Origin of the sequence: Mycobacterium sp., assembly GCF_036490025.1 — a bacterium.
Classification (GTDB): Bacteria; Actinomycetota; Actinomycetes; order Mycobacteriales; family Mycobacteriaceae; genus Mycobacterium.
Window position 1 is genome coordinate 14,887 of the sequence record NZ_DASXEP010000159.1, and the last position, 24,998, is coordinate 39,884.

The window sequence follows — 24,998 nt, forward strand, 5'->3', positions numbered from 1 at the left end:
AGAGCGCTGCACGCTAATCATGCGCCCTTGAGAACGCAGTAGGTGAACGCGTTCACCTCGCGCGAAACGCGCTCGGCCTTGACCACGTCGTCAACGATTATGCGGCACCCCAGCGTGTTGCTGTTACCTTGCGCCACAATATTTCCCACGACGGATGCCGCTTTCGTCGTGAGGTTCAAGGTCCAGGGCAGCTTGGCGCCGTCCACGTGCTGCGGATCGGCGTTGGTATCGAAATAGCTGATGTCCGCCGTGGTGCCGGGCGGGCCATAGACCTCGTAGGTAATCCGTTTCGGATTGAAAGGCTTGCTGTCGTCGGTCGCGCTGTCGGAATAGGAGGGCCGTTTCTCGGAGCCGAAGATGCCGTGAATCCGGAATACGGTGAAACCCCCGACCCCGATCACGATCAAAATTACGAGCGGAATCCACACCCGCTCCAGCACCCTGAAAATCGAAATCCCCTTCACCCGTGGCCGCATTTGCGGCCGGCGACATCTGACCTACTCGAAGATATTCGCCAACCAATCGGCGAGTCACGCTACCCGTCGCCACACCGAACGCCCCGGCGCGTCTCCTCAGCCCGCTTATTGGCTATCCAGATATAACGCATGGCACGTGCGTAAACGGACGGTACCGGCTTACACAGCGGCCCGCAATGCGTCCGTGTGCGCTATCCTCGCGCGGTGCCGCAGCTCTCGTTCCAGCGTGCCCGCACCGAGGACAAGAAGCGCCAGCGCGCAGCAGCGCTGGTAGAAGCCGCACGCTCACTGGCGCTGGAATCCGGTGTCGCGTCGGTGACGCTGAGTGATGTCGCCGGCCGGGCCGGCGTGCACTACTCCGCGGTGCGCCGCTACTTCACCTCACATAAAGAGGTGCTGCTGCATCTGGCCGCCGAGGGGTGGGCTCGTTTCTCCGACGCCGTGTGCGAGAGCCTGCGCGAGCCTGGGGCCATGTCGCCGGCCCGGGTGGCCGGGGCCCTGGCCAATGGCTTGGCGGCCGACCCGTTGTTCTGCGACCTGCTTGCCAACCTGCACCTGCACCTCGAGCACGAAGTCCAACTCGAACGGGTTCTCGAGCTCAAGCAGATCAGCAACGGTGCGGTGCTCGCGCTGACCGACGCGATCGACGATGCGCTGCCAGGGCTGGGCCGTGCGGGTGCTTTCGACGTCCTTCTTGCTTCCTACTCGCTGGCAGCGCCGTTGTGGCAAATGGCCCACCCGCCGAAAAGGCTCGCCGACGAGTACGCGAAAAGAACGGACGTCCCGCCCGACTGGAACATCGATTTCACCGCCGCGTTGACGCGACTGATCACGGCGACCTGTGTGGGGCTACTGGCCGAGCCCGCGAAATAGGGCTACGACCCCTGGACCCTTTAAGACCAGTTCCACACCGACATGTCGCCGCGCGGATAGTTCTGGCAGTTCTCGGTTTCCTTGGCGACGACACCCTTGTTGTTGAAGAAGATCTTCATGTGGTTGGGCCAGGCCAGGTTCAGCGAATCGATCTGGGGAGCATAGAAGTTAGCGGAATAAGCCCTGCGGTCCGCTGGCGATAGCGAGTAAAACCAGTGCACCTTGTTTTGGGCGTCCTGGTTTACGTTCGGGTGATTGTTGTAGTCGATCATGTACCGCTGGTAGTACACCGGTGCGAAATCACGCGCGGCGGCGAGCAGCTGCTCGGCGTCGCAGGTCGTTGAGATCATCCGCCGCGGAATCGGGAAATCATCGGTGGAATCGTTCTGCGAACAGCCATCGCACGGCGTGAACCCCGGATCGGCCGAGGCGACCCGGGGGAAAGCGGTCGGCAACGCGGTGACGACGGCACTGAGAGCGAGCGCTGCGAGGCCGGCGCGGACGGCAAGGCCCAGACGAAAAAGACGCATGCGGCTACTATAACGCTCCGATAAAGGCTGCGCCCAGGGGCTGGGAAGCTTGGCTAACCAACGGGCGGCGTGATCGCTCTGATTTCCAAGCCGACGTGAACCTTGTCGATCCCACCGCGCACGATCGAGTGCACGTAGAACCACGGGGCGTGGTACCAGTACCGCTTGAGCACCGCGTTGTAGACCCGTCGGGTTTCCGACTTCGGCAGCACCCGGGCAATGCCCTCGACGTCGTCGCCCCTGGGCTTGCCCAACACTCCGCTCTTGGCGATCGTGACCCGCGGAGTGTTTTTGATCCGCTTGGTCTTCCACGACCCGTCGTCGGTGATCACCAAGAGCTTGTCGCCCTCGGGCACGCCCCAGATCGGTGTCGGCTTGGGGCGACCGTCCTTGGTGAAGGTGGTCAAGCGCAGGTACTTGGACTTGATGACGTCGTGAAAGCTGGCGGCCACGCTTTTCTTTATAACGCTCCGGTGCTGGCCGCGCCGAACGCGTGACGCCGATCCGGACTCGGCTTACTGTGTCGTCATAGCCAAGGACGAGTGCAGATGACCCCCAACGACCAGTCCGACACCACGCTGGAAGACCTTCGCAGCGATCTGGCGCTTCGGTACAAGTGGACGCCCAGCGGCGGCGCCTCGGTCGATTCGTCTGTCGTCGCGGCTGACATGGCCGCGCTGGACCGCGACGGCTACGTCATCTGGGAGAACCTGCTCACCGCCGAGGAGTGCCGGCAGATCCGCGATGTCGTCGCACCCTGGCTGGGGTGCACCGGACGCAACTCCTTCGAGGGACGACGTACCCAACGCGTCTACAGCGTGCTGAGCAGGACTCGGGTCTGTGACGCACTGGTCGACGCTCCGCGGGTGCTGGCCGTGCTGGATCGGCTGCTGATGCCCAACTACCTGCTTTCGGCGTTGCAGGCCATCAACATTCAGCCCGGCGAGGCCGCTCAGCTGGCGCACCACGACGACGGCTTCTACCCGGTTCCCCGTCCTCGGGAGCCGCTGGCGGCCGCGACGATCTGGGCCATCGACGACTTCACCGCCGACAACGGCGCGACGGTGCTCTACCCGGGTAGCCACCGCTGGGGCAAGCGTCGACCGGGTCCCGAGGATCGATCACTGCCGGTCGTTATGCCCGCCGGCTCGTGCGTGTTCTTCGTCGGCACCCTCTGGCACGGCGGCGGGGCCAACACCAGCAGGGCCGACCGCCTTGCCGTCACGGCGCAGTATTGCCAGCCGTGGCTGCGACCGATGGAGGCCTTCACGCTGTCGGTGTCGCGGGAGATCGCGCGGACGGTGTCCGGCGACATCCGCCGCATGCTGGGCTACAGCATCCACCCGCCGTTCGTCGGCGCGGTCGACGGTTTGCACCCGCTGCGATTGCTGGACGACGAGTAGCGAGATCCTAGCGCCTGCCCGCTACGGCCTTGCCGGCCAACGGCTTTCGCTGCTTTGCGTAAGCCGCGCCGAACTTCGGCACCTCGAGCACGCCGGCGTGACGGGCGGCGGTGATGGCGCTGCGCAGCGGGCGGGCCAGCCCGGCGAACGACGCCATGTCGAACAGCATCGGCGTCAACAGCCGGTTGTGCACAAAACCGAACGCGCTGCCGGTTTGCGGATCCGCCCAGCCGAGGGTGCCGCCCAGACCGATATGCCCGAACCCCTTCAGCAACCCGGGAATCGGCGATTCGTGATAGCCGAGGTGAAACGGCATCGGCACCATGATGTTCAGGTCCGGCAGCACCCGCGGCTTTCCGATCAGGCCTTCCGCCAACTCCGGTGAGAGGAACTGCGTGCCGTCGATGTCGCCGTGGTTGGCCAGTGCCGCATACATCTTGGCCAGCCCGCGACCGGTGACCACGCCGTTGGCCGCGGGTATCTCGCCGTCCAGAAACGGGATATCGCCCTGCACAAAGGATTTGATACCCGGGAAGTACATCGCGCCCAGGGCGCCGGAGAACGGCAGACCGGCGACCCGCGGCGCGACGAAATTGAACAGCGGATTTCCCCGGGTGCTCTGCGGGGCCAGGATCTCGGCGACCTTGGTGGGGCCGCCGGCGGGCGGTCGACCGAGATGCAGCCCGTCGGTGTCGAGCGGCGACGCCAGCTCGGTGCGGATCAGCTCGCGCATGCCCAAGCCGGTCACCGCCCGGGCCAGGCCGGACAGCAGCCAGCCGTAGGTCAGCGCGTGATAGGCCGGGGCGCCCCGCAGGTGGTCCACCGGTGCGGCGGCCAGTCGCTCCTCCATCAGGAGGTGGTCCATCAACTCCGTCTTGTCGATGCCCTTGAGATGCGAGAGCCCAGATCGATGCCGCAAAACGTCGCGCACGGTGATGTCGGCCTTGCCGTTGGCGCCGAACGCCGGCCAGTACTCCGCGACCGGGGTGTCGTAGCCCAGCAACTGGCGGTCGGCCAACCGGTGGATCACGGTCGAGGCGACTCCTTTGGTTGCGGAGAACACCATCGCGGCGGTGTCGGCCGTCCACGGCACCTCGCCCGCCCGGTCCGACCAACCCGTCCAGACGTCGACGACCGGTCGACCATCGATGTAGACGCACAGCGTGCCGCCGCCGAATCGGCGTCCGGGGAAAAGCCCGGCGAACAGGCGGATCACGTTCGCGAAGCGCGGATCGGCGGCGCCGCGGACGCCGCGAGGCAGGCCGTCATCGGCCTTCAACAGAGCTACACCGCCACGCTGCGACGCGATCATCAGGTGATGCTATTCCCTGTAGTGAACCCGTCGGATCGAAAGGATGGCAACATTCCCAACATGACGAGACGCAGCATCTGCCGCGGCATTGCCAGTGCGCCGCTATTGGTTTTGACCCTGTTCAGCGCTCCTGCCGGCTTTCCTGTCGCCGCAGCCGATGGGTGCCCCGACGCCGAAGTGGTGTTCGCCCGCGGCACCGGTGAACCCGTCGGACCGGGCGGGCCCGGCCAGGCCTTCTTCGACTCGCTGACCGGTCAGCTGCCCGGAAAGTCGGTGAATCTCTACCCGGTCGACTACCCGTCGACCAACGACTACGTGAACAGCGCCCATGCCGGTGCCGGCGACGCGGTCGCCCACGTCCAGGGCACGGCCGCGAACTGCCCGAACACCAAAATCGTGCTGGGGGGATATTCGCAGGGCGCGGGCGTGATGGACATGACCAGCCACCAACTGTCCGCGCAGGTCGCCAATCACGTTGCCGCCGTTGCCCTTTTCGGAAATCCGCAGAGCAGCTACGCAAAGCAGTTGTCGGACAATCAAATTCCGGCGATCAACCCGAGTTACAGCCCGAAGACCATCGACATCTGCCTGCCCGACGACAACATCTGCGCCGAGGGCGGCAGCATTATCGCGCACCTGGGCTATGTTCCCGGGGCGACCGACCAGGCCGCGACGTTCGTGGCGCACAAGCTGTAGCGCTACCGGAACCGGTGCCCGCCGGTTTTCGGTGATCGGCTCAGCAGAACTCGAGGTTCACACCCCATTGCCCGTACGCGCGGAACGGGGGCGAGTCATGAGCAGGGCCGACTTTTTCGTTCCAGTAAGCCACTTGAAACGCGCCACCCAACTGAGGGTTGGCGTCGTGGATAGTGCCCGCGCCGCCGGCGTCCGGGTTGAAGTTGTCCCAGCTGATCGACTGGAGCGACGGCGGCATGCTCGGCGTGCATCCGCGTTGAACCCGGTTGTAGATGGCCGTCACAGCCTGTTCGGCTGACGCCTGATCACCGCTGTAAGCCTGCGCTGATGGTGTGCAGATGACGGCCGCCGCGACCATCCCGCCGATCAGTAATTTCCTCACAGCTACCACCTGTTTGCCGGCCCCCAGGGATGAAGGAAACGTACGCCGATCTTGGTTGTGCTGCACAAGCTATAAAGCTACTTCTTCCGGTCGGTGTCTTTGCTCGGCTGAACGCGTTTCGGCTCGCCCGGCATCTTCGGGTAGTTGGGCGGGTACGGCAGGTCGCCGAGGCCACGTTCCTCGTCGGCGGCCACCATCTCCAGCAGCGGCGCAATCGACTGGCCGACCGAGTCGATATCGGCCCACGGGTCATCACGGCCGGCCACCAGATCGGCCGCGGTCGCGATCGTGTAGTCGTCGGGATTGGCATCGGCCAGCTCGGACCACGTGACCGGCATCGACACCGTGGCGATCTCGGTACGTCGCACCGAGTAGGCCGACGCGAACGTCCGGTCGCGGGCGTTCTGGTTGAAGTCGATGAAGATGCGCTTGCCCCGTTCTTCCTTCCACCACGACGTCGTCACCGCATCCGGCGCGCGACGCTCCACCTCGCGGGCCAGCGCGATGCCGGCGCGGCGTACCTGGATGAAATCCCAATCGGTTTTGATCCGCACGAACACGTGGACACCGCGACCGCCGGATGTCTTGGGATAACCGACCAGCCCGAGCTCGTCGAGCAACGGCCGCAGCACATCGACGGCGACCGACCGTGCTTCCGCGAAACCGGTACCGGGCTGCGGATCCAGGTCGACGCGCAACTCGTCGGGGTGCTCGGTATCGGGGCAGCGGATTTGCCACGGGTGCAGCGTCACCGTGCCCATCTGCGCGGCCCATACGATGGCGGCCGGGTGGGTCACCCGTAGCGCGTCGGCGGTCCGGCCCGACGGAAACGTGACCTGGCAGGTCTCCAGGTAGTCGGGGTGGTGCTGCGGTATGCGCTTCTGGTAGATCTCCTCGCCGTCGATGCCGTCGGGGAAGCGCTGCAGATGCGTTGGCCGGTCGCGCAGCGAGGCCAGCATCGGGCCGCCCGCGACCGCGCGGTAGTACTCGACGAGCCGTCGCTTGGTGCCGTTCGATCCCAGCTTCGGGAAATACACCTTGTCCGGATTTGTCAGCCGGACCGCGATCCCGTCGACGTCGAGTTCCTCTGCTGGCGCTGCCACATCCCGATTCCAGCACACGGTTCCAGCACAATGTGCAAATGGACTTACCTGTGATGCCGCCGGTTTCGCCGATGCTGGCCAAATCCGTCAAATCGATCCCGTCGGACGCCTCATATGAGCCCAAGTGGGACGGGTTCAGGTCGATCCTTTTCCGCGACGGCGATCAGGTGGAAGTGGGCAGCCGCAACGAGAAACCGATGACCCGGTACTTCCCCGAATTGGTCGCCGCAGCCACCGCCGAGTTGCCGCAGCGGTGCGTGATCGACGGCGAGATCGTCATCGCCACCGATCACGGCCTGGATTTCGAAGCACTGCAGCAGCGCATCCACCCGGCGGATTCGCGGGTGCGGATGCTGGCCGAGAAGACGCCAGCGTCCTTCATCGCCTTCGATCTGCTCGCGCTCGGCGACGATGACTACACCCGCCGGCCGTTTTCCGAGCGCCGCGCGGCGTTGGTCGATGCGCTCGCAACGTCGGGTCCCTCGATTCACGTCACGCCCGCGACAACGGATCTGGCGACCGCGCAACGCTGGTTCGACGAGTTCGAGGGCGCAGGTCTCGACGGCGTCATCGCCAAGCCGTTGACGATCACCTATCAGCCGGACAAGCGCGTCATGTTCAAGATCAAGCACGAGCGCACCGCGGACTGCGTGGTCGCCGGTTACCGGGTGCACAAATCCGGCGCCGACGCGATCGGCTCGTTGTTGCTCGGGCTCTTTCACGACGACGGGACGCTGGCGTCGGTCGGCGTGATCGGCGCTTTTTCGATGGCCGAGCGACGGCGACTGTTCATCGAGCTGCAGCCGTTGGTGACCAGCTTCGACGATCACCCGTGGAACTGGGCTGCCCACCAGGCCGGCGAACGCACGCCACGAAAGAACGAGTTCTCTCGCTGGAACGCGGGTAAGGACTTGTCGTTCGTGCCGCTACGCCCCGAACGCGTCGTCGAGGTGCGCTACGACCACATGGAAGGCGAGCGGTTCCGTCACACCGCTCAGTTCAACCGCTGGCGTCCTGACCGTGAGCCACGCTCATGCACCTATGCGCAGCTCGAGGATCCTGTCACGTTCAGCCTCGGCGATATCGTCCCCGGGCTCGGCGCAACCGGGAAGACTGTCGGACATGAGTGACGGCAATGACTTCAATGAACGCAATATCGCCGAGTTCCGCGCGAATCACGGTCAGGTGGGCGGCAACTTCGAGGGTGCCCCGCTGGTCGTCCTGCACACCGTTGGTGCTCGCAGCGGGCAGCCGCGGACCAACATCATGATGTATCAGGCTGACGGCGAGCGATATTTGATCTTTGCCTCCTACGCCGGTGCCGACAGCAATCCCGCCTGGTACTGGAATCTGAAAGCCAATCCGGACGCTCGCGTCGAGGTCGGCGACGACATCGTCGACGTGCATGCCACCGAGTTGGAGGGTGCCGAGCGCGACGAGAAGTACGCGCTGCAAGCGCAGCGGTACCCGGGATTCGCCGACTACGAACGCAAGACGTCGCGGACGATTCCCGTCGTCGCACTCACGCCGACCGGTCCGGCGAAGCCGCGCGACTGAATTCAGACCACAACATCCAGTGACGCCAGTCCGCGCAGTGTGACGTTGGGTTTGTAGACCGGTTCGGAGTCCAGCCGCGCATCGGGGAAGCGCGCCGTCACCGCCGACAACGCGACAGCGGCCTCCAGCCGGGCCAGCGGTGCGCCCAGGCAGTAATGCAGTCCACGCCCGAAGGACAAGTGCCGGAACGCTTTTCGATCGGGATTGAAGATCGCCGGTTCGTCGAACTCGGCTGGGTCGTGCTGAGCCGCGGCCAGCAGCAGCATCATCGTGTCGCCTTTGGCGACCTGCGTGTCACCAATTGTCATGTCGTCAGCGGCAATTCGGGCCACCAGGTGCACCGGCGGGTCGTATCGCAGTGTCTCCTCGATGACCGCCGGCGCGCGTTCGGCGTCGGCGCTCAACGCGGCCCACTGCATCGGGTCACGCAACATGGCCAGCATTGCGTTGGCGATGAGGTTCACCGTGGTCTCGTGACCGGCGATCAGCAGCAGGCTGCAGGTCGAGACGATCTCGTCTTCGGACAGCTGATCGCCGGACTCCTCGACCGCGATCAACCGCGACATCAAATCGTCGCCGGGCGCAGAGCGACGCTGGTCGATCAGGCCGTGCAGATACTGCCGCAGCCACTGACCCGCGGCGATCCGCTTGTCCATGCCGTCCACCGGTGCGCCGGTGACCGCGAAGAACGGGTCCAGCGCCTGCGCCAGCAACGCCGACGCCCGGCTGAACTCCGCCTCCTCCTCCAGCGGAACGCCGAGCAGCCGGCAGATGACCGTCACGGGCAGCGGATGCGCCAGATCGCTGATGACATCGAATCGGCCTTGGTCGGCGACCCGGCCGAGCATCCCGTCGACCAGGTCGGCGATGTGCGGCGCCAGCGCGTTGACCACTTTGGGCACAAATGCCTTGCTGACCAGTTTGCGCAACCGGGTGTGATCGGGCGGATCGAGGAACAGAAACATCGGCGGCACTTGCGGGCGCTCGGTCGTACCGTCGGCGAGCATCCGTTGGGCAACCGTCGACTTGAGGCGGTCGACCGAGGACGACGGGTGCCGCAACGCCTCGTCGCAGTCGCGGTAGGACGAGAAGACGGTGAGGTTGGCGTCGGGAAGTCGCATGGGGCCGCGGTCGCGGAACCGCTCGTAGACCGCGTACGGGTTGGCCCGGTTTGCCGGGTCCAGCAGTTGCAGCAGGAGTTCCTGCGGACCGGCGACACTCGACGTGGCAGACATATTTGCATTGTGCAGGTGTCAAAGAAACTGCAGGTGGCTACGGTCCCGCGAACACCACAAGACAGCGACGGGCCCGCGGCGCTACATTTCTGCAGTGGAAAAAGGCATCTGCGTTGCCGCCGCGGCGATGCTGCTGATCGGCGCCACCGCCGGCTGCTCGTCCGATAAGACCGCATCACCCAGGGCGGGGGTGTTGCCGCCCGGCACCGCAGTGCTCACCGTCGACGGCAAAGAAGTGGGCCGCACGTATTCGGTGCGGTGTGAGTCGATCGCGTGGATGACCAGGATCCACACCGACCACCAGGCATCGGGCGTGAGCGCGATGGTGTCCAACGCGAGCCGGCTGAAGGCCGAGTTCGTACGGCTCGAGGATCTCGACGGCTTCACCGGCTCCTATGAGCGCGACCTGCAGGGCGAGGCCGCGGTCACCATGACCGGTCCCACCTACCACATCACCGGGGCCGCACTGGGTTTCAACGATGCGCAACCGACCAGGCTGAAGGCCGAGACGTTCGCCGTCGCGGTGTCCTGCTGAACCGCTTCGGCTCAGCCGGCTAAGAAGTCCACGATGTATCCGGCGAGCTCTTCGCCGGCATCCTCCTGGAGGAAGTGCCCGGCATTGCCTACCACCGGGTGATTGATCCCCTGTGCGCCCGGCATCTCCCGCTGAAAGATCGGCGCCATGCCGCCGGTGATCGGATCGCCGTCGCTGAAGGCGACCAGCATCGGCGTCGAGCTCGCGGACAGTGTCGCCCATGCGGACCGGTTGGCCGGCCCGGCGGGATCGTCTGGCGAGGTCGGCACCAGGCCGGGCATGGCCCGTGGTGCCGCGCAGTAGCTGTCGTCGGGAAAAGGCGCGTCGTAACCGGCGCGGATCTCGTCGCCCATCGGGCGACGGCAGCCGCCCTGCACGAACCGGCCGACGTCGATCGTCGGCGCCCCCTGGATCGCCTGGCGGAACTGCCACCAGATTTCCGGCATCGGTATGTCACCGGTGGGCAACCCGGTGTTGGCGACCACCAGCCTGCTGAACCGCTCGGGGTGTTCGGCGGCCAGCCGCAACCCGATCAACCCACCCCAATCCTGTCCGACCAAGGTCACCTGCTGCAGATCCAGCACATCGAACGCCAGTTGGCGTACCCACTCGACATGACGCGCGTAGCTGTGGTCCTCGATGCGAGTCGGCTTGTCCGAGCGACCGAAGCCCACCAAGTCCGGGCAGATAACCCGGTGCCCGGCCGCGGCCAGCACCGGGATCATCTTGCGGTACAGGAAGGACCACGACGGCTCGCCGTGCAGCATCAGCACCGGGTCGGCCTCGGCCGGACCGTCGTGCACCCAGGCCATCCGCAGCGTCCCGCCGTCGCCATCTGCAACGTCGCAATAGCTTGGGCGATAAGGAAATTCGGGTAAATCGGTGAAACGGTCGTCAGGTGTGCGCAGCGTCTGCATGAATGCGAACATACGCCAGGTTCATCGGCCCTCCCGCAAACCGGCCACGCTGGGGTCTGCCATCAGTTGATCCAGCAGGGCACGCTGGCCCTTCAATAACTTCGCCCTGGCCTGGGCCACCGGGAACCACTCCACCCGATCGACCTCGGGATAGGTTCGCATTTGCCCTGAGCCCCTTGGCCATTCGAGCTCGAAGGTGTTGCTGTGTGCAGCCGCCGCATCGAGGTCACCCAGTATCGCGAACGCGGTGACGACCTTGCCACCGGGTTGCTTGGCCGGAGTCAGATCGACGCGCGGGCCGACCGGTGGTGCCGACCCGATCTCTTCTTCGAACTCGCGCTGCGCGGCTGCCCATGGGTCTTCGCCTTGCGCGTACTCGCCCTTCGGAATCGACCAGGCGCCGTCGTCCTTGCGCGCCCAAAACGGCCCACCCGGATGCGCGATCAGGACTTCGACAACGCCGTCGCGCACCCGGTACAGCAACAGGCCCGCGCTGAGCTTGGGCACGGGAGTCAGACTCCGACCGCGCGTTCCAGATCCTTGAGTGCGGTTTCCAGGTGACCGAGCAGCCGCTGCAGGTGTGGCACGCTTCGCCGGCATCCGACCAGACCGAAATCGATGTTGCCGGCGTTGTTGACCACGGTGATGTTCAGCGCCTGGCCATCGAGCGCGATCGACAGCGGGTAGTTGCCGTCCAGCCGGGCACCGCCCCAGTACATCGGCTCGGTCGGCCCCGGCACATTGGAGATGACGATGTTGAACGGTGGCGGTGCCGTCGAGACGAAGCCCGGGACCATGGCCAGTCCCAACGGCGCGATGAGAAAAGCCGACAACGCAAACGCTTGCAGCCGAGGCAATTCGGAGAACACCTTTTTGTTGCCCCGCATCGATTGGCTGATCGTTTCCAGCCGTTTCACCGGATCGTCCACGTCGGTGGCCAGGTTGCACAACAGGGCACCGACCTGGTTGCCGCCACTGTCGGCGTGTTCCTCCGAACGCATGCTCACCGGAACCATCGCGATCAGCGGAGTGTCGGGCAGCGCTCGCTCATCCTGCAGGTAGTAGCGCAGCGCGCCGGCGCACATCGCGAGGACTACGTCGTTGAAGGTCGCGCCGGCGGCCCGCTTGATGCTCTTGAGCCGGTCCAGCCCCCACGACTGGGCGGCAACTCGCCGCGCACCGCCGATGGGAACGTTGAACATCGTGCGCGGCGCGGCAAACGGCAACGTCAGCTGTTGCTCCACCAGCGCGGCGCGGGCCAGCGACCACGTCGAAGGGCCATACGCCGCAACGGATCCCGCCAACTGGATCAGGCCAGGCCGTTTCGGCTTTCCGGTGTCCCGATGACGTCGGGGCAGGTCCCAAATGGCGTGCATTTCAACGTCATCGGGATCGGTCGACAGCGTCCGCTGCATGAGTCGCAACGCGGAGACGCCGTCGATCAGCGAGTGGTGGAACTTGCTGTACAGGGCGAACCGGCCGTCGTTCAACCCCTCGACGAAATGCGCTTCCCACAGCGGGCGGTGCCGGTCGAGCAGGCCGCTGTGCCACCGCGAGGTCAGCTCGAGCAGCTCGCGGACGCGTCCAGGCGACGGCACTGCCGACCGCCGCACGTGATAGTCGATGTCGACGTCGTCGGCGGCGTCATGGGTCCAGGCGAGGTTGCCGATCCCGCCGAGCAGCCGGGCAGGATGTTTCCGGAAGGTGGGCTGGAAGTCAGTATTGGCGACCAAGCCGTCGTAGATCTCCCGGACGAATTCCGGGCGCCCTCCGGCGGCTCGAACAGTTGCAACCCGCCGACGTGCATGGGGTGCTCGCGGGATTCGGTCATCAGAAATACCGAATCGGTGGGGCTCATCAGTTCCATCGCACCATTAAAGCCCGAGCCCGGTCGGCCGTTCTGCACTTCGCGCGGTGCCCTTTCATCGTCGGCCCGATTTGCGCCGAGACCGGGTGGTAACGGCGCCGGATGGTTCTAAGCTCAAGAGATGCGCGATCGCGAGACGATCGACTCCGAGTTGCGGCGGCTGGCAGCCCAGCGCCGCTCCATCCGCGAGCGTGGCGGCCAGCTGTCCAGTCAGCAACTCGACGCGCTTCTCGACGAGCGCCTGGGGCATCCCGCGGAGGCGCTGCGCGACACCGCGGTGCTCGACGAGATCTGGTTGCCCGCTGCCGAAGCCGACGATCGCCCGCCTCGACGTCGTCAGAGTCTGTTGCTGCGCCTTGCGCTGCGCGCGGCGATCCCGCTGTCGCTGATCACCATTGCCGCTGTGGTTGCCGCGATGCTTGTCATGCACCATCGCCACTCAACGACGGAGCCGACGGCAACCCCGCCGTCAGATGAGCAGGCCAGCCGGGCCGCCCACGCACCGCTGTTTCCGCCGGCCAACCACACTGCGCCGGTCGACATCGCCGAGAAGGCTTTGATCGACGCGTTGCAACACGAAGGCGTGCCGGTCCCCAGCCGCGACTACGTCACCGCCCAGGGGCATGCCGTGTGCGACTTCCTCGGGCGACAACCCAGCCTCACGGAGGCCGCGCACTTCGTACAGCAATCGACGATCTGGGATGCCGATCAAAGCGCGGATGTCACTGCTGCTGCCGTCATCACGTACTGCCCGCAGTACGGGACGGCGAACTCGGATCAGATGCAGCAGACCTTTCAGAAATCGCTGACCAATCTGCAAGCCATCCAAGGTGATCTGCAGGGCATCAACCACGATTTGCAAGGCATCAGCGACGGCCTGCCCGGCGGACGCTGACCCGTCCGGAGATCAGAGTCCGGTCTTTCATGGACCAACTCCCGAGACCTAGGCTTAGTGCCATGAGGCAATTTCTGCTGCGCGCAGTTCTGCTTACGGGATCGTGGGCGATCGGACTACTGGTGGCCGCATGGGTTGTTCCCGGCGTTTCGTTGTCGGTCTCGGGGTTCATCGTCGGCGTCGTGGTGTTCGCTGTAGCCCAGGCGGTGCTGTCCTTGCTGATCTTGAAGCTGCCCCATGGGTATGCGTCGCTGGCCCTTGGGGGCACCGGTTTGGCAGTGACCGTTTTCGCGTTAAGTCTGGCCACCGCAGTGACGCACGGGCTCACCATTCGCGGCATGGCATCCTGGGTGGCCACGACGCTCGTGGTCTGGCTCGTGACAACGATTGGGGCAGTGTCACTGCCCGAGTTGTTGAGCCGCCAACGCGCCGGCTCGACCTGACCCAATCGAGGCGGATGCCGCTCAGAATCGGGTAATCGCGACACCCCGTGCAAATTCGGCAACAGCCTCTGGTAGCTATGCCGAGTGAGTAACATTTGGTTATCTCGTCCGACGACGGAGGGAGACGTGGTGGGGGACACTCATCACGATCCGACGGATCATTCTCGGACCACGCAGCCGCATGCTGGTATCACCATGAAGGACAACCTCTTCTGGCCTGGGTTGATCCTGCTGGCCGTGGCAGCGTTCGGGATTATCTGCACGGTGGCAGCCGCCGCCTACCGGCATTACGAATGGCTCACCACGACGACGCTCATCGCCGTGCTCGGAGCACTCGCCGGAGCGCTGTGGATCGTCGTCGAGCAGCGCCGGGTGATCCGCATCGAGCAGCAGTGGCACGCCGCGCACCCCGACGGTCGGTACAGCTAGCGCAGTTGGCGGTGGCGGAGGGATTTGAACCCTCGGACGGGGGTTACCCGTCACACGCTTTCGAGGCGTGCTCCTTAGGCCGCTCGGACACGCCACCGCCGGAGAGCTTACCCAACAGCTGCTCGGCTATCCCAATCGCTGGCGGGCGAAGAAAGTTTCCAACAGGCCGGCGCACTCCTCGGCCAGCACGCCGCCGCGTACCGCCGGGCGATGGTTGAGCCGGCGATCGCGGACCACGTCCCACAGCGAGCCAACCGCGCCGGTCTTGGGTTCCCAGGCCCCGAACACCAGGCGGTCGACCCGCGCCATCACCAGCGCACCCGCGCACATCGTGCACGGCTCCACGGTGACCGCCAACGTCGCTCCGGGCAGCCGCCAGCCGTCGCCGAGTGCGCGAGCGGCCGTCCGAATGGCCAGGATCTCGGCATGCGCGGTCGGATCGCCGAGCGCCTCACGCGCATTGACCGCGCGGGCCAACTCGGTCCCGTCGGCCCCGACGACCACCGCGCCCACCGGCACATCGCGTGGACCCGCGGTCAGGGCTACCGCCAGCGCCGCGCGGATCAGATCTTCGTCGGAGCTCACCGCCCCCGCCGCGCTTGCGATCACCGACCGAGCCTCATGGCGGCGACCCGCTGCGCCCGGCTCCGCCGCGCTTGCGATCACCGACCGAGACGGTCGAGCACCGACGACAGCTCATCGGCGAAGCCCATCTCTCGCGCAATGCGGCCCAGCTGCTCGTCGGCGTAGAGATCGGTCTCGTCGAGGATGACGCTCAGCACCGCCTCGGGCAGCCCCACATCGGACAGCAACCCTAGATCGCCCTCTTCGAACGGGTCGGCGTCTTCAAGATCTTCCGGGTTGATGTCGGCGTCCAGGTTGTCCAGCACTTCGGCGGCGATGTCGTAATCCAGCGCCGCGGTCGCGTCGGAAAGCAGCAGCCGGGTTCCCGACGGCGCGGGCCGCACAATCACGAAGAATTCGTCGTCCACGTCCAGGAGGCCGAAAACCGCTCCGGCACTGCGCAACTCGCGCAATTCGGTCTCCGCGTCGGACAAGCTGGCCAGGGCTTTCGGCCGCATGGCCGAACAACGCCATTTGCCGTCTTCACGTATGACGGCCACACCGAATCCGTCCGGAGTGTCCGCCTGCGCGGAAGCCCGTTGTGCTCCCATGGGCGCCTACGCTAGTCGTGCCAGAGCCCGTTGACCAGCACATCCCCAGCAAATCGGCATCGCGTCGAGCGGGATAGCACAGTGCGAATTCGCACGGATGTGCCAACCTTGGGGGGTGGCGAAGACATCCGTGTGCGTGCTGGGCCTGGGGCTGATCGGCGGCTCGATTCTGCGCGCCGCCACCGCGGCCGGCCGCGAGGCGTTCGGCTACAACCGGTCGGTCGAAGGGGCCCAGGCCGCCCGCTTCGACGGCTTCGACGCCACCACCGACCTGACCGCGGCGCTGACCCGGGCCGCCGACGTCGACGCGCTGATCGTGCTGGCCGTGCCGATGCCGGCGTTGCCGACCCTGCTGGCCCATATCAGCCAAACGGCGCCGCACTGCGCGCTCACCGACGTCACCAGCGTCAAAGGCGCAGTGCTCGACGCGGTGACCGCGGCGGGCCTGCAAGCACGCTTCGTCGGAGGACATCCGATGACCGGCACCGCGTATTCGGGCTGGGAGGCCGGACATGCCCGGCTCTTCACCGGCGCCCCGTGGGTGATCAGCGTGGACGACCATGTGGACCCGACGGTGTGGTTGACGGTGATGCACCTGGCGCTGGACTGCGGGTCGTTCCTGGTGCCCGCCCGGTCCGACGAACACGACGCCGCGGCCGCGGCCATCTCGCACCTGCCGCACCTGCTCGCCGAGGCATTGGCGGTGACGGCGGCGGAGGTGCCGTTGGCGTTCGCACTGGCCGCGGGGTCGTTTCGGGACGGCACCCGGGTGGCGGGCAGCGCACCGGATTTGGTGCGGGCGATGTGCGAAGCAAATGCGGGCCAGCTGCTACCACGGGTTGACCGTGCGATCGCATTGCTGACCGAAGCCCGAGAGTCGTTGGAGCACAACGACTCTGTGGCAGAACTTGTCGAGGACGGGCATGCCGCCCGCGCGCGCTACGACAGTTTCTCGCGACCGCAGATCTTCACCGTGTTCGTCGGCGCCGAGGATTGGCGCGCAGAACTGGCTGCCGCCGGTCGTGCCGGCGGCGTGATCAGATCCGCTCTGCCAAGCCTGGATAGTCCACGATGAACCCGTCGGCGTCGACCGTGAGCGTCGTCTTTGACACCGGCGAATGCACCTTGATCCCCTCACTGGAGTCCACGGCCGCGCTGCTGTAACTGATCGCCGCCGAGGTCACGGTCATTTCCGGCAGGCTGACGTAAATCGTCGGCACCGTGATCGAGTCGGCCCGCTCGTTGAGCCCGACCCGGCGAATCGGCAGCGCGTTGAAGAACGGGCTGAAAGCCACGTCGACGTCCAGCGCCCCCTCGTAGGCCGCTCGCGACTCGCCTTGGTAGCCGGTGACCATCCACATGTTCTCCAAGTCGCGGGCGACGGCGAGCTGCCGTTCCCGCTCGGCCAGCGTGACCGTCATGCCGAGTCGCTTGGTCGCACCGGTCTCGTCGGTCTGCAGGTCGTAGTAGGCGGCGAAGGCCGGGTTGGTGTCGGCGGCGGCGGCGACAATGCGGCCGTTGGCCTTGATTCGCTTGCCGGACAACTGCACCCGCACCGACTCCATCCGTCTGGCGTCGTGTGACCGCCAGGTCAGCATCGCCGACCAGGAACTGCTCGTCGCGTCCGGGGCTGGGCTCACGCGTCTACGTTAAGCGACGGCTGCAGAGATTTCGACGTCTGGTGCTGTGGGCTACGGCGCATCCGGCCCATGCCGGGCACCGATGCCCACACCGCGAATGCGAGCACGCCGTCGAGGATCAGCGCCAGTGCGGCCACCATCAGCGCGCCGACCAGTGCGATGTGGAACTGACGCACTTTGATGCCGTCGATCAGATATCGGCCCAGCCCACCCAGGCTGGCATAGGCCGCCACCGTCGCGGTGGCGACGACTTGCAGCGTCGCGGTCCGCAGCCCGCCCACGATCAGCGGCAGCGCGTTGGGCACCTCGACTCGTAAAAGCACCCGCAACTCGGTCATGCCCATCGAACGTGCGGCGTCGACCACCGTGCGGTCCACCGCCGCCACCCCGGCGTAGGTTCCGGCCAGCAACGGCGGAATCCCGAGCAGCATCAGCGCCACGATCGGCGGCACCAGCCCCAGCCCCCACAGCAGCACGGCCAGCAGCAGCACCCCCAGCGTCGGCAACGCGCGCAGCGCGTTGACCAGGCTGACCACCACCAGCGTGCCGCGCCCGGTATGGCCGACGATCAACCCCAGCGGGACGGCGATCAGCGCCGAAACCGCCACCGCCGCCGCGGTGTATTCCAGATGCTCCAGCGTGCGGGCCGCCAGTCCCACCGGGCCCGCCCAGTTATCCGCGGTGAACAGATAGGACAGCGCCTGGGACAAGAAGTTCATCGCGCGCCGCCCACCACGGGGGCCGTCGGCAACCGGCGACCGGGACGCGAGACGCGGGCCCAGGGCGTCGCGACCCGGCCGGCAAGCATCAGCAAGACGTCGATGACGACCGCCAGCACGAAGATGGCGACGATTCCGGCCACGATCTGGTCGCTCTTGTTCGCCTGATAGCCCTCGGTGAACCAGGTGCCCAGGCCGCCGATGCCGATCACCGCGCCCACCGAGACCATCGAGATGTTGGTCACCACCACAACGCGCAAACCCGCGACGAGCACCGGAATAGACAGTGGCAGTTCGACTTTCAGCAGCCGGGTGATCGGCCGGTAGCCGACGGCACGGGCGGCGTCCCGCACCTGTGGCGGCACCGCGTCCAATGCCTCGAACACCCCGCGCACCAGCAATGCCGTGGTGTACAGGGTCAGCGCGACAACGACGTTGGCCTCGTCCAAGATGCGGGTCGGGATGATCAGCGGCAGCACCATGAACAGCGCCAGCGACGGGAGGGTGAACACCACGCTGGCGGTAACCGTGGTCAGTCGTCGCAGCGCCGTCGTGCGCCAGGCCAGCACGCCCCATGGCAATGCGATCACCAGCCCGGCCAGCACCGGCACAAGTGACAGCCGTAGGTGGATCACGGTCAGCGCCCACGCCGCCGGAAGGTGATGAATCAGATAGTGCACGGCTAATCCCGCCGGTGAGAATCCAAGGCGGCCAACACATCACCGGCTCGCACTCCCCCGATAACCTTGCCGGCCGTGTCGACGGCCACGCCCATCGCCGCCGGCGACGACAACGCGGCGTCCAACGCCTGGCTCAGGTTGGCGTCCGGCCGGAACAGCGCACCGACCGACGTCACGCTGTCGCGCAGCGATGCGCCATCGCGGTGCTTGCGCACACCGTTGGCGTCGATCCAGCCCAAGGCCGCGCCGTCAGGTTTGACCACCAGGGCCCAGCCGTCGCCAAGCTGCGCCTCGGCAACAGCAGCGGGGTCGGTGATGGTGGCGATCTCATGGAGGGGCAGCGTCGTCGCGTCCAAGAACTGCAGCCAGCGGTAGCCACGGCCGGCACCAATCATCCTGGCCACGAAATCGTTGGCCGGGCGCGAAAGCAGCCGTGCGGGTTCGTCGTACTGCTGCAGCACACCGGCCCGGCCGAACACCGCGACGCGGTCGGCGAGCCGGATCGCCTCATCGATGTCGTGCGTGACGAACACGATGGTCTTGTGCAATTCGGCTTGTAGCCTGAGTATTTCGCGTTGCAGCTCCTGGCGGACTATCGGGTCCACGGCCGAAAACGGCTCGTCCATCAGCAGAATCGGCGGATCGGCGGCCAGCGCTCGCGCCACGCCGACACGCTGCTGCTCGCCGCCGGACAGCTGTGCGGGATATCGGTTGGCCAGCTTGGCATCCAGGCCCACCCGCTCCAGCACCGCGTAGGCGGCGGTGCGTGCCGCCCGCCGCGACTGGCCTTTGAGCACCGGCACCGTCGCGACGTTGTCGATCACCCGCTGGTGCGGCATCAGGCCCGCGCCCTGGATCACGTAGCCGACCCCGAGGCGCAGCCGCACCGGGTCGACGCCCGCGACGTCGGCGCCGTCGACGACCACGGTTCCCGACGTCGGCTCGGCCATCCGGTTGATCATCCGCATCGACGTCGTCTTGCCGCACCCGGACGGGCCGACGAAAACGGTCAGCGTGCCTTGGGGCACTTCCAGGTTCAACCGGTCGACGGCGACGGTCCCGTCAGCGTAGACCTTGTGGACGTCATGGAAGCCGATCAACCGTCAGCTTCCGATCGGGTGATTGAAGTCGTTGTCACGCAACCAGTTTCGTGCAGCCTGATCCGGGTCGATACCGGAATTGCCCGACACCGAAGCGTTGAGGTCGGCGACCGCGCGGCTGGTCAGCTTGGCCGATACCGCATCCAGCACTACCTTCAGCCGATCCGACATCTTCTGCGAATTCACCAGTGGGACAATATTTCCGGCCAGGAAATTATGCTGCGGATCATCGAGCACCACCAGATGGTGAGCCATGATCGACGGCGAGGTGCTGAAAATATTGGCCGCGTTGACCTTCCCGTCCACCAGAGTCCGGACGGTGACCGCACCGCCGTCGTCGCTGATCGCGACGAAGTTTCCCGGTGCGACATCCAGGCCGTACCGCTGACGCAGCCCCTTCAATCCCGAGGGCCGACTCTGAAAGTCCGACGGCGCGGCGAACTTCACCTCCGGTGAGTGCGCGGCGAGATCCTCGATCGTCTTGAGGTTCCATTTGGCCGCGGTCTCGGCGGTGACCGTCACGGTATCGGTGTCGCATGCCGGCGACGGCGTCAGAATCGACAGGTCCCCGGGCAGTCGCTTGTACAACTCCAACTCGACGTCGTCGAGCATGGTCACGGTCGCATCCGGCTGCAAGTACAGCAACAGGTTGCCGATGTATTCGGGCACCAGATCGATCGAATGGTCTTTCAGCGCAGGAACATACGTCTCGCGGCTACCGATTCCCATCTGCCGGCCGACATTGAAACCGTTGGCCTGCAAGGCTTGTGCGTAGATTTCGGCGACGATCTTGGATTCCGGAAAGCCGGCGGACCCGACCACGATCGAGTTCACGCTGCTCGATGCTCCGCCGAGCGGGTTCGAGCTGCCGCAGCCGCTCGCCACAAGGCACCCGATTGTCAGCCACACCGCGACGCGGTGCCAGCGCCGTCGCAGCATGCTCATAGCAACCGACACTATCTGCCGGCGGCGCCAGGTGAGCCCAGGTTTCCTGGAGGTTGGGTTCCGTTTACCCCGGCAACGGGTAAAGATGACTTCATGAGCAGCGATCCGTCGGTCTCCCCTGACCAGCCGCCGGCGACGTCCGCGTCCGTCCCGGACACCGCGCCGCCCACCGAATCAGCCGTGAAGTTCACACGTACTGCCAGCGTGTGGACATCGTTGACGGCGGGCTTCCTGATCCTGATCGTGCTGTTGATCTTCATCACCCAGAACACCGCGACGGCGCAGTTGGCCTTTCTGCACTGGCGGTGGAGCCTTCCGCTGGGGGTGGCGATTCTGCTGGCAGCGGTAGGCGGCGGGCTGATCACCGTGCTCGTTGGCACCGCGCGCATGTACCAGCTGCGCCGTGCCGCGAAAAAGAACCTCGCCGCCGGCCGATAGCTCAGGGCCTCTGCAGCTCGGTCAGCCCGCGGGCGACCAGCGGTGCGACGGTCTCCCCGACCCGGTCGGATGCGTCCACCTCGTCCGCTCCGCCCGACATCCGCCTACGGAAATCGATGCCCGCGGCGATGATGGCCAGCTTGAAGTAGGCCAGCGCCATATAGAAGTTCCAGTGCGCCAACGGCTGTCCGGAGACCACCGAATACCGGTGTGCCAGCTCGTCGGCATCCGGCAATTGCGGCGACGTCCAGGCGGCGTGTGCGTTGATGATCAAGTCCAGTGACGGATCGCGGTACACACACATCAGTGCCGCGTCGCTTAGTGGATCACCCAGCGTGGAGAGCTCCCAGTCGACGACGGCACGCACCTGGGTGGGGTCATCGGCGTCCAGGATGGTGTTGTCGATGCGGTAATCGCCGTGCACGATCGAGGTCCGGCTCTGCTGCGGAACGGCTTCCTGCAACGCCGCATGCAGCCGCGTGACGTCGGCGTCGCGGTCGTCGTCGGGCAGGTGCACGAGCTCCCACTGCGAACCCCAGCGGCGGACCTGGCGTTCCAAATACCCGCTGGGCTTGCCGAAGTCGGCGAGCCCGACCGCGGCCGGGTCAACGGCGTGCAGGTCGGCCAGCACCTGGATCAGTCGGTCAACACAGCCTTCGATGACGGATTGGCCGCCCAGTGCCTCAAGTTCGGCCCGGCTGCGTACCACCTGTCCGGCAACGTATTCCACCATCTGGAATGGCGCACCGAGCACCGACGCGTCGTCGCACAGCGTGACCGCGCGGGCCACCGGAACCGCGGTATCGGCCAGCGCCGCAACCACCGTGTACTCGCGTGTCATGTCGTGTGCCGACGGCGTCAGACCGTGCAGCGGCGGGCGGCGCAGCACCCACTGCGACGAGTCATCGGCGACCCGAAAGGTCAGATTGGAACGGCCGCCGGAAATGAGCTGCGCCGTCAGCTCCCCGTCCCGGCCGACGCCGGCCGAACGCAGGTATCCGTCCAGCGCGGAAAGGTCGAGCCCATCAAGCGTCACGGAACTTACTTACCACTCATTTGCCCGACTCCTCCTCAGCCGTTCCGGCTGCATCGTCGTCGGGCGTGCGCTGATTGCGCGGCAGCAGGTCCCACGCATGTTCGGTGCCGTTCACCGTCACCACGCTGGCCTGACCGGACCGGGAGAACAGCAGCCGGGTCACCGAGACGTAGTCGATCGGAAACGACAACACCCGCTTGGTCCCCAGGATTTCGTGCAGCACCACGTTGATCACCCCGCCGTGGCTGAACACCGCGACGGTGTCCTCGTGCTCGGCGGTGGCGGCGACGTCGTCGACGGCCGCACGCACCCGTGCCCGAAACGCGTCTTCGTCGACCGAGCTCGGCAGGTGTCCCTGTGCCATCCGGGCCCACTCCCGCGGGTTCTCGGCGCGGATCTGCTCGATGGGGATGTACACCGGTAGATCACGGTCGTATTCGGCGAAGCGGTCGTCGATTTCGACGGCCAGCCCACGCGCGGCGGCGACCGGCTCCGCGGTCTGGATCGAACGACGCTGGGGGCTGCTCACCACCCGGGAGATCGGAAACCTGGCCAGCGCATCGGGCAGCCGCGCGACCTGTACACGTCCCTCGTCGGAGAGGTCGGGGTCGGCGCGCTCCTGGCTTGCAGGGCCGGGCTCGCTGCGGAGCGGCAACGCATGCCGGACCAGAAGCAACTGCATGGGCACAGCCTCGCATGTGTCAGAACGCCCTTGGCATCCCGACGGAGAATGCTATTCTCTGCGCGGAGAGTGGGGTGTGCGGATGTTGGACGCCGGAGTACTGGGACGCTGGCTGGACGCGAACAACGCTCCGGGCGACGGCGAAGAGCCTGTCCTCGAGCAGTTGTCCGGGGGCTCGCAGAACACCCTGTACCTGATTCATCGGGGCGAGGCACGGATGGTGCTGCGGATGCCCGGCCCGCGGGCCGATGCCGCCCGCATCGACGGGCTGTTGCGCGAGATCCGACTGGTCCGCGCGTTGGGCGGCACCAACGTGCCGCATGCCGAGCTGATCGCCGCCAACGACGCCGGCGATCTGTTCGGCATGCCGTTTTACGTGATGGCTGCGATCGACGGCTGGAGCCCGATGGACGGCGGCTGGCCGTCGCCGTTCGACGACGATCTGAGCGCGCGCCGTGATTTGGCCTTCGAGCTCGTCGAAGGCGCGGCCAAGCTGGGCCGGGTGGACTGGCGGGCACAGGGTTTGGACGGTTTCGGCCGGCCCGACGGATTCCACGAACGGCAGGTCGACCGGTGGCTGGCCTTCCTCGACAGCTACCGGGTGCGCGATCTTCCCGGACTCGGTGCCGCCGCCGACTGGCTGCGCAGCAACCGGCCGGCGCACTACAAGCCGGGCATCATGCACGGCGACTACCAGTTCGCCAACGTGATGTTCGCGCACGGGAAGCCGGCCCGGCTCGCCGCGATCGTGGACTGGGAGATGACCACGGTCGGCGACCCGCTGCTCGACTTGGCCTGGTGCCTGCTGGGTTACGACGGCGAAAACCCGCGCCAGGACGGCTTTTATCTCGACATGAAAGGGATGCCGCCGCGCAGCGAGTTGCTCGAGCGCTACCAGAAGGTCAGCGGCCTGGCATGCGACAACATCGACTACTACTTGGTGCTGGCCAACTGGAAACTCGGCATCGTGCTGGAAAAGACTTACGCTGCCGGAGTGCGCAGCGGCAAGGTCGACCCCAAGATCCGGGACGCTTTCGGGGCGATGGTTCCGCAACTGATCGCCACCGCGGCCGAGCTGGCCGGGTCGACCACATGAGTTATGCGGAAGAACTTTTCGACCTGACCGGCCAGACGGTGCTGATCACCGGGGGCAGCCGCGGGCTGGGCCGTGAAATGGCGTTCGGCATCGCGCGGTGCGGCGCCGATGTGGTGATCGCCAGCCGGAAGATGGAGAACTGCGTCGCCACCGCCGAGCAGATCGAACGCGAGACCGGTCGCGCCGCGATGCCGTACCAGGTACACGTGGGCCGCTGGGATCAGCTCGACGGGCTCGTGGATGCCACCTACCAACGGTTCGGCAAAATCGACACGCTGATCAACAACGCCGGCATGTCGCCGGTGTACGACAAGCTCACCGACGTCACCGAAAAGCTGTTCGATGCGGTGGTGAACCTGAACCTCAAGGGCCCATTTCGGTTGTCCGCGTTGGTCGGTGAACGGATGGTCGCCGCCGGCCGCGGGTCGATCATCAACGTCAGCACCGCCGGGTCACTGCGCCCCACACCCGACATCATCCCGTACGCGGCGTCCAAGGCCGGTCTCAACGCCATGACCGAGGGTCTGGCGCGGGCCTTTGGACCGAAGGTCCGGGTCAACACGCTGATGGCCGGTCCATTCCTGACTGATGTCAGCAAGTCGTGGAATCTGGGCCAGGCCGCGAACAACCCATTCGCCGGCCTGTCGCTGCAGCGAGCCGGCGACCCCAGCGAAATCGTCGGTGGTGCACTGTTTCTGGCTTCCGACGCATCCAGCTTCACCACCGGTTCGATCGTGCGGGCCGACGGTGGAATCCCTTAGCGGCGAACAGGACGATCGCAAGCGCGGCGGAGCCGGGCGCAGCGGGTCGTCCTCAATCAACCTAGGAGTGATC

Annotated in this window: 31 protein-coding genes, 1 tRNA gene and 1 pseudogene; 13 read left to right on the plus strand and 20 right to left on the minus strand. The window is 66.1% G+C overall.

From position 1 onward, the window contains the following. Window positions 1-17 precede the first annotated feature (17 nt). A complete protein-coding gene (locus VGG53_RS17965; protein ID WP_331519433.1) occupies window positions 18-476 on the minus strand; it encodes an MmpS family protein in 459 nt (152 codons plus the stop codon). Between the two features lie 186 nt (window positions 477-662). Between VGG53_RS17965 and VGG53_RS17970 the strand changes: the two genes are divergently transcribed. Beyond that, window positions 663-1,349, plus strand: a complete 687-nt coding sequence (locus VGG53_RS17970) for a TetR family transcriptional regulator (protein ID WP_331519434.1) — start codon at window positions 663-665, stop codon at window positions 1,347-1,349. 20 nt (window positions 1,350-1,369) lie between these two features. On the opposite strand, the gene VGG53_RS17975 is transcribed toward VGG53_RS17970, so the two are convergent. Then, window positions 1,370-1,879: a DUF5078 domain-containing protein gene (locus VGG53_RS17975; protein WP_331519435.1), complete on the minus strand. Its 510-nt coding sequence runs from the start codon at window positions 1,877-1,879 to the stop codon at window positions 1,370-1,372. Between the two features lie 53 nt (window positions 1,880-1,932). Next, on the minus strand, window positions 1,933-2,331 hold the full coding sequence (locus VGG53_RS17980; protein WP_331519436.1) for a PPOX class F420-dependent oxidoreductase: 399 nt from the start codon (window positions 2,329-2,331) through the stop codon (window positions 1,933-1,935). 96 nt (window positions 2,332-2,427) lie between these two features. Here VGG53_RS17980 and VGG53_RS17985 point away from each other — a divergent pair, with 96 nt between their 5' ends. Then, window positions 2,428-3,282 (plus strand): phytanoyl-CoA dioxygenase family protein, encoded by an 855-nt coding sequence (locus tag VGG53_RS17985; protein ID WP_331519437.1) that lies wholly within the window; start codon window positions 2,428-2,430, stop codon window positions 3,280-3,282. 7 nt (window positions 3,283-3,289) lie between these two features. Here VGG53_RS17985 and VGG53_RS17990 read toward each other — a convergent pair whose 3' ends face one another. Continuing rightward, window positions 3,290-4,594 carry a serine hydrolase domain-containing protein gene (locus VGG53_RS17990; RefSeq protein WP_331519438.1) on the minus strand — a complete coding sequence of 435 codons (1,305 nt, stop codon included), beginning with the start codon at window positions 4,592-4,594 and terminating at the stop codon, window positions 3,290-3,292. Between the two features lie 60 nt (window positions 4,595-4,654). Between VGG53_RS17990 and VGG53_RS17995 the strand changes: the two genes are divergently transcribed. Next, window positions 4,655-5,290 (plus strand): cutinase family protein, encoded by a 636-nt coding sequence (locus tag VGG53_RS17995; RefSeq protein WP_331519439.1) that lies wholly within the window; start codon window positions 4,655-4,657, stop codon window positions 5,288-5,290. A gap of 40 nt (window positions 5,291-5,330) precedes the next feature. On the opposite strand, the gene VGG53_RS18000 is transcribed toward VGG53_RS17995, so the two are convergent. After that, window positions 5,331-5,672 carry a hypothetical protein gene (locus tag VGG53_RS18000; RefSeq protein WP_331519440.1) on the minus strand — a complete coding sequence of 114 codons (342 nt, stop codon included), beginning with the start codon at window positions 5,670-5,672 and terminating at the stop codon, window positions 5,331-5,333. A 77-nt stretch (window positions 5,673-5,749) separates the two neighbouring features. Continuing rightward, window positions 5,750-6,775, minus strand: coding sequence for a non-homologous end-joining DNA ligase (gene ligD / locus VGG53_RS18005; RefSeq protein WP_331519441.1), 1,026 nt, complete (start codon window positions 6,773-6,775; stop codon window positions 5,750-5,752). A gap of 38 nt (window positions 6,776-6,813) precedes the next feature. Here ligD and VGG53_RS18010 point away from each other — a divergent pair, with 38 nt between their 5' ends. Continuing rightward, window positions 6,814-7,905 carry an ATP-dependent DNA ligase gene (locus VGG53_RS18010; protein ID WP_331519443.1) on the plus strand — a complete coding sequence of 364 codons (1,092 nt, stop codon included), beginning with the start codon at window positions 6,814-6,816 and terminating at the stop codon, window positions 7,903-7,905. Next, window positions 7,898-8,332 carry a nitroreductase family deazaflavin-dependent oxidoreductase gene (locus VGG53_RS18015; protein ID WP_331519444.1) on the plus strand — a complete coding sequence of 145 codons (435 nt, stop codon included), beginning with the start codon at window positions 7,898-7,900 and terminating at the stop codon, window positions 8,330-8,332. The genes VGG53_RS18010 and VGG53_RS18015 overlap by 8 nt, the downstream gene beginning before the upstream one ends. Window positions 8,333-8,334: 2 nt before the next feature. Here VGG53_RS18015 and VGG53_RS18020 read toward each other — a convergent pair whose 3' ends face one another. Further along, window positions 8,335-9,567 carry a cytochrome P450 gene (locus tag VGG53_RS18020; RefSeq protein WP_331519445.1) on the minus strand — a complete coding sequence of 411 codons (1,233 nt, stop codon included), beginning with the start codon at window positions 9,565-9,567 and terminating at the stop codon, window positions 8,335-8,337. Window positions 9,568-9,661: 94 nt separating this feature from the next. Between VGG53_RS18020 and VGG53_RS18025 the strand changes: the two genes are divergently transcribed. After that, on the plus strand, window positions 9,662-10,102 hold the full coding sequence (locus tag VGG53_RS18025) for a lipoprotein LpqH (RefSeq protein ID WP_331519446.1): 441 nt from the start codon (window positions 9,662-9,664) through the stop codon (window positions 10,100-10,102). Window positions 10,103-10,113: 11 nt separating this feature from the next. Here VGG53_RS18025 and VGG53_RS18030 read toward each other — a convergent pair whose 3' ends face one another. The 3 genes and pseudogenes from VGG53_RS18030 to VGG53_RS18040 all read right to left on the minus strand — a co-directional run bounded on the left by VGG53_RS18030 (window position 10,114) and on the right by VGG53_RS18040 (window position 12,886). Then, on the minus strand, window positions 10,114-11,019 hold the full coding sequence (locus tag VGG53_RS18030; protein ID WP_331519447.1) for a haloalkane dehalogenase: 906 nt from the start codon (window positions 11,017-11,019) through the stop codon (window positions 10,114-10,116). Between the two features lie 21 nt (window positions 11,020-11,040). Continuing rightward, window positions 11,041-11,526: an NUDIX domain-containing protein gene (locus VGG53_RS18035; protein ID WP_331519448.1), complete on the minus strand. Its 486-nt coding sequence runs from the start codon at window positions 11,524-11,526 to the stop codon at window positions 11,041-11,043. A 5-nt stretch (window positions 11,527-11,531) separates the two neighbouring features. Further along, a pseudogene (locus VGG53_RS18040) lies at window positions 11,532-12,886 on the minus strand (WS/DGAT/MGAT family O-acyltransferase). A 121-nt stretch (window positions 12,887-13,007) separates the two neighbouring features. On the opposite strand from VGG53_RS18040, the gene VGG53_RS18045 reads away from it, so the two are divergent. The 3 genes from VGG53_RS18045 (at window position 13,008) to usfY (ending at window position 14,653) form a co-directional block, all read left to right on the plus strand. Next, entirely contained in the window at window positions 13,008-13,781 is a 774-nt protein-coding gene (locus VGG53_RS18045) for a DUF732 domain-containing protein (protein ID WP_331519449.1), read from the plus strand. Between the two features lie 62 nt (window positions 13,782-13,843). Next, window positions 13,844-14,224: a hypothetical protein gene (locus VGG53_RS18050; RefSeq protein WP_331519451.1), complete on the plus strand. Its 381-nt coding sequence runs from the start codon at window positions 13,844-13,846 to the stop codon at window positions 14,222-14,224. Between the two features lie 129 nt (window positions 14,225-14,353). Then, on the plus strand, window positions 14,354-14,653 hold the full coding sequence (gene usfY / locus VGG53_RS18055; protein ID WP_331519452.1) for a protein UsfY: 300 nt from the start codon (window positions 14,354-14,356) through the stop codon (window positions 14,651-14,653). 6 nt (window positions 14,654-14,659) lie between these two features. Here usfY and VGG53_RS18060 read toward each other — a convergent pair. The 3 genes from VGG53_RS18060 to VGG53_RS18070 all read right to left on the minus strand — a co-directional run bounded on the left by VGG53_RS18060 (window position 14,660) and on the right by VGG53_RS18070 (window position 15,828). Continuing rightward, window positions 14,660-14,750 (minus strand) — tRNA-Ser (locus tag VGG53_RS18060). A 29-nt stretch (window positions 14,751-14,779) separates the two neighbouring features. After that, a complete protein-coding gene (locus VGG53_RS18065) occupies window positions 14,780-15,238 on the minus strand; it encodes a nucleoside deaminase (protein ID WP_331519482.1) in 459 nt (152 codons plus the stop codon). A gap of 77 nt (window positions 15,239-15,315) precedes the next feature. Then, window positions 15,316-15,828, minus strand: coding sequence for a tRNA adenosine deaminase-associated protein (locus tag VGG53_RS18070; RefSeq protein ID WP_331519453.1), 513 nt, complete (start codon window positions 15,826-15,828; stop codon window positions 15,316-15,318). 130 nt (window positions 15,829-15,958) lie between these two features. Here VGG53_RS18070 and VGG53_RS18075 point away from each other — a divergent pair, with 130 nt between their 5' ends. Then, a complete protein-coding gene (locus VGG53_RS18075; RefSeq protein WP_331519483.1) occupies window positions 15,959-16,903 on the plus strand; it encodes a prephenate dehydrogenase in 945 nt (314 codons plus the stop codon). Here VGG53_RS18075 and VGG53_RS18080 read toward each other — a convergent pair. The 5 genes from VGG53_RS18080 to VGG53_RS18100 are packed head-to-tail and all read right to left on the minus strand — an operon-like array spanning window position 16,866 to window position 20,912. Next, the gene (locus tag VGG53_RS18080; RefSeq protein WP_331519484.1) at window positions 16,866-17,426 is read right to left on the minus strand and encodes a putative glycolipid-binding domain-containing protein; all 561 of its coding nucleotides are present in this window, start codon (window positions 17,424-17,426) and stop codon (window positions 16,866-16,868) included. The two genes, VGG53_RS18075 and VGG53_RS18080, sit on opposite strands and share 38 nt — an antisense overlap. A gap of 38 nt (window positions 17,427-17,464) precedes the next feature. Then, entirely contained in the window at window positions 17,465-18,187 is a 723-nt protein-coding gene (locus VGG53_RS18085; RefSeq protein ID WP_331519454.1) for an ABC transporter permease, read from the minus strand. Further along, entirely contained in the window at window positions 18,184-18,867 is a 684-nt protein-coding gene (locus tag VGG53_RS18090; protein ID WP_331519455.1) for an ABC transporter permease, read from the minus strand. The genes VGG53_RS18085 and VGG53_RS18090 overlap by 4 nt, the downstream gene beginning before the upstream one ends. 2 nt (window positions 18,868-18,869) lie before the next feature. Then, a complete protein-coding gene (locus VGG53_RS18095; RefSeq protein ID WP_331519456.1) occupies window positions 18,870-19,967 on the minus strand; it encodes an ABC transporter ATP-binding protein in 1,098 nt (365 codons plus the stop codon). 3 nt (window positions 19,968-19,970) lie between these two features. Then, complete coding sequence (locus tag VGG53_RS18100; RefSeq protein ID WP_331519457.1) at window positions 19,971-20,912, minus strand: ABC transporter substrate-binding protein; 942 nt, start codon at window positions 20,910-20,912, stop codon at window positions 19,971-19,973. A 93-nt stretch (window positions 20,913-21,005) separates the two neighbouring features. Between VGG53_RS18100 and VGG53_RS18105 the strand changes: the two genes are divergently transcribed. Then, entirely contained in the window at window positions 21,006-21,350 is a 345-nt protein-coding gene (locus VGG53_RS18105) for a LapA family protein (RefSeq protein WP_331519458.1), read from the plus strand. Between the two features lies 1 nt (window position 21,351). Here the strand turns inward: VGG53_RS18105 and VGG53_RS18110 are convergent, their stop codons facing one another. Further along, window positions 21,352-22,386, minus strand: coding sequence for a phosphotransferase family protein (locus tag VGG53_RS18110; protein WP_331519459.1), 1,035 nt, complete (start codon window positions 22,384-22,386; stop codon window positions 21,352-21,354). Between the two features lie 16 nt (window positions 22,387-22,402). Beyond that, complete coding sequence (locus VGG53_RS18115) at window positions 22,403-23,068, minus strand: histidine phosphatase family protein (RefSeq protein ID WP_331519460.1); 666 nt, start codon at window positions 23,066-23,068, stop codon at window positions 22,403-22,405. An 82-nt stretch (window positions 23,069-23,150) separates the two neighbouring features. Between VGG53_RS18115 and VGG53_RS18120 the strand changes: the two genes are divergently transcribed. After that, on the plus strand, window positions 23,151-24,164 hold the full coding sequence (locus VGG53_RS18120) for a phosphotransferase family protein (RefSeq protein ID WP_331519461.1): 1,014 nt from the start codon (window positions 23,151-23,153) through the stop codon (window positions 24,162-24,164). Further along, a complete protein-coding gene (locus VGG53_RS18125; protein WP_331519462.1) occupies window positions 24,161-24,925 on the plus strand; it encodes an SDR family oxidoreductase in 765 nt (254 codons plus the stop codon). The genes VGG53_RS18120 and VGG53_RS18125 overlap by 4 nt, the downstream gene beginning before the upstream one ends. Window positions 24,926-24,998 lie beyond the last annotated feature (73 nt).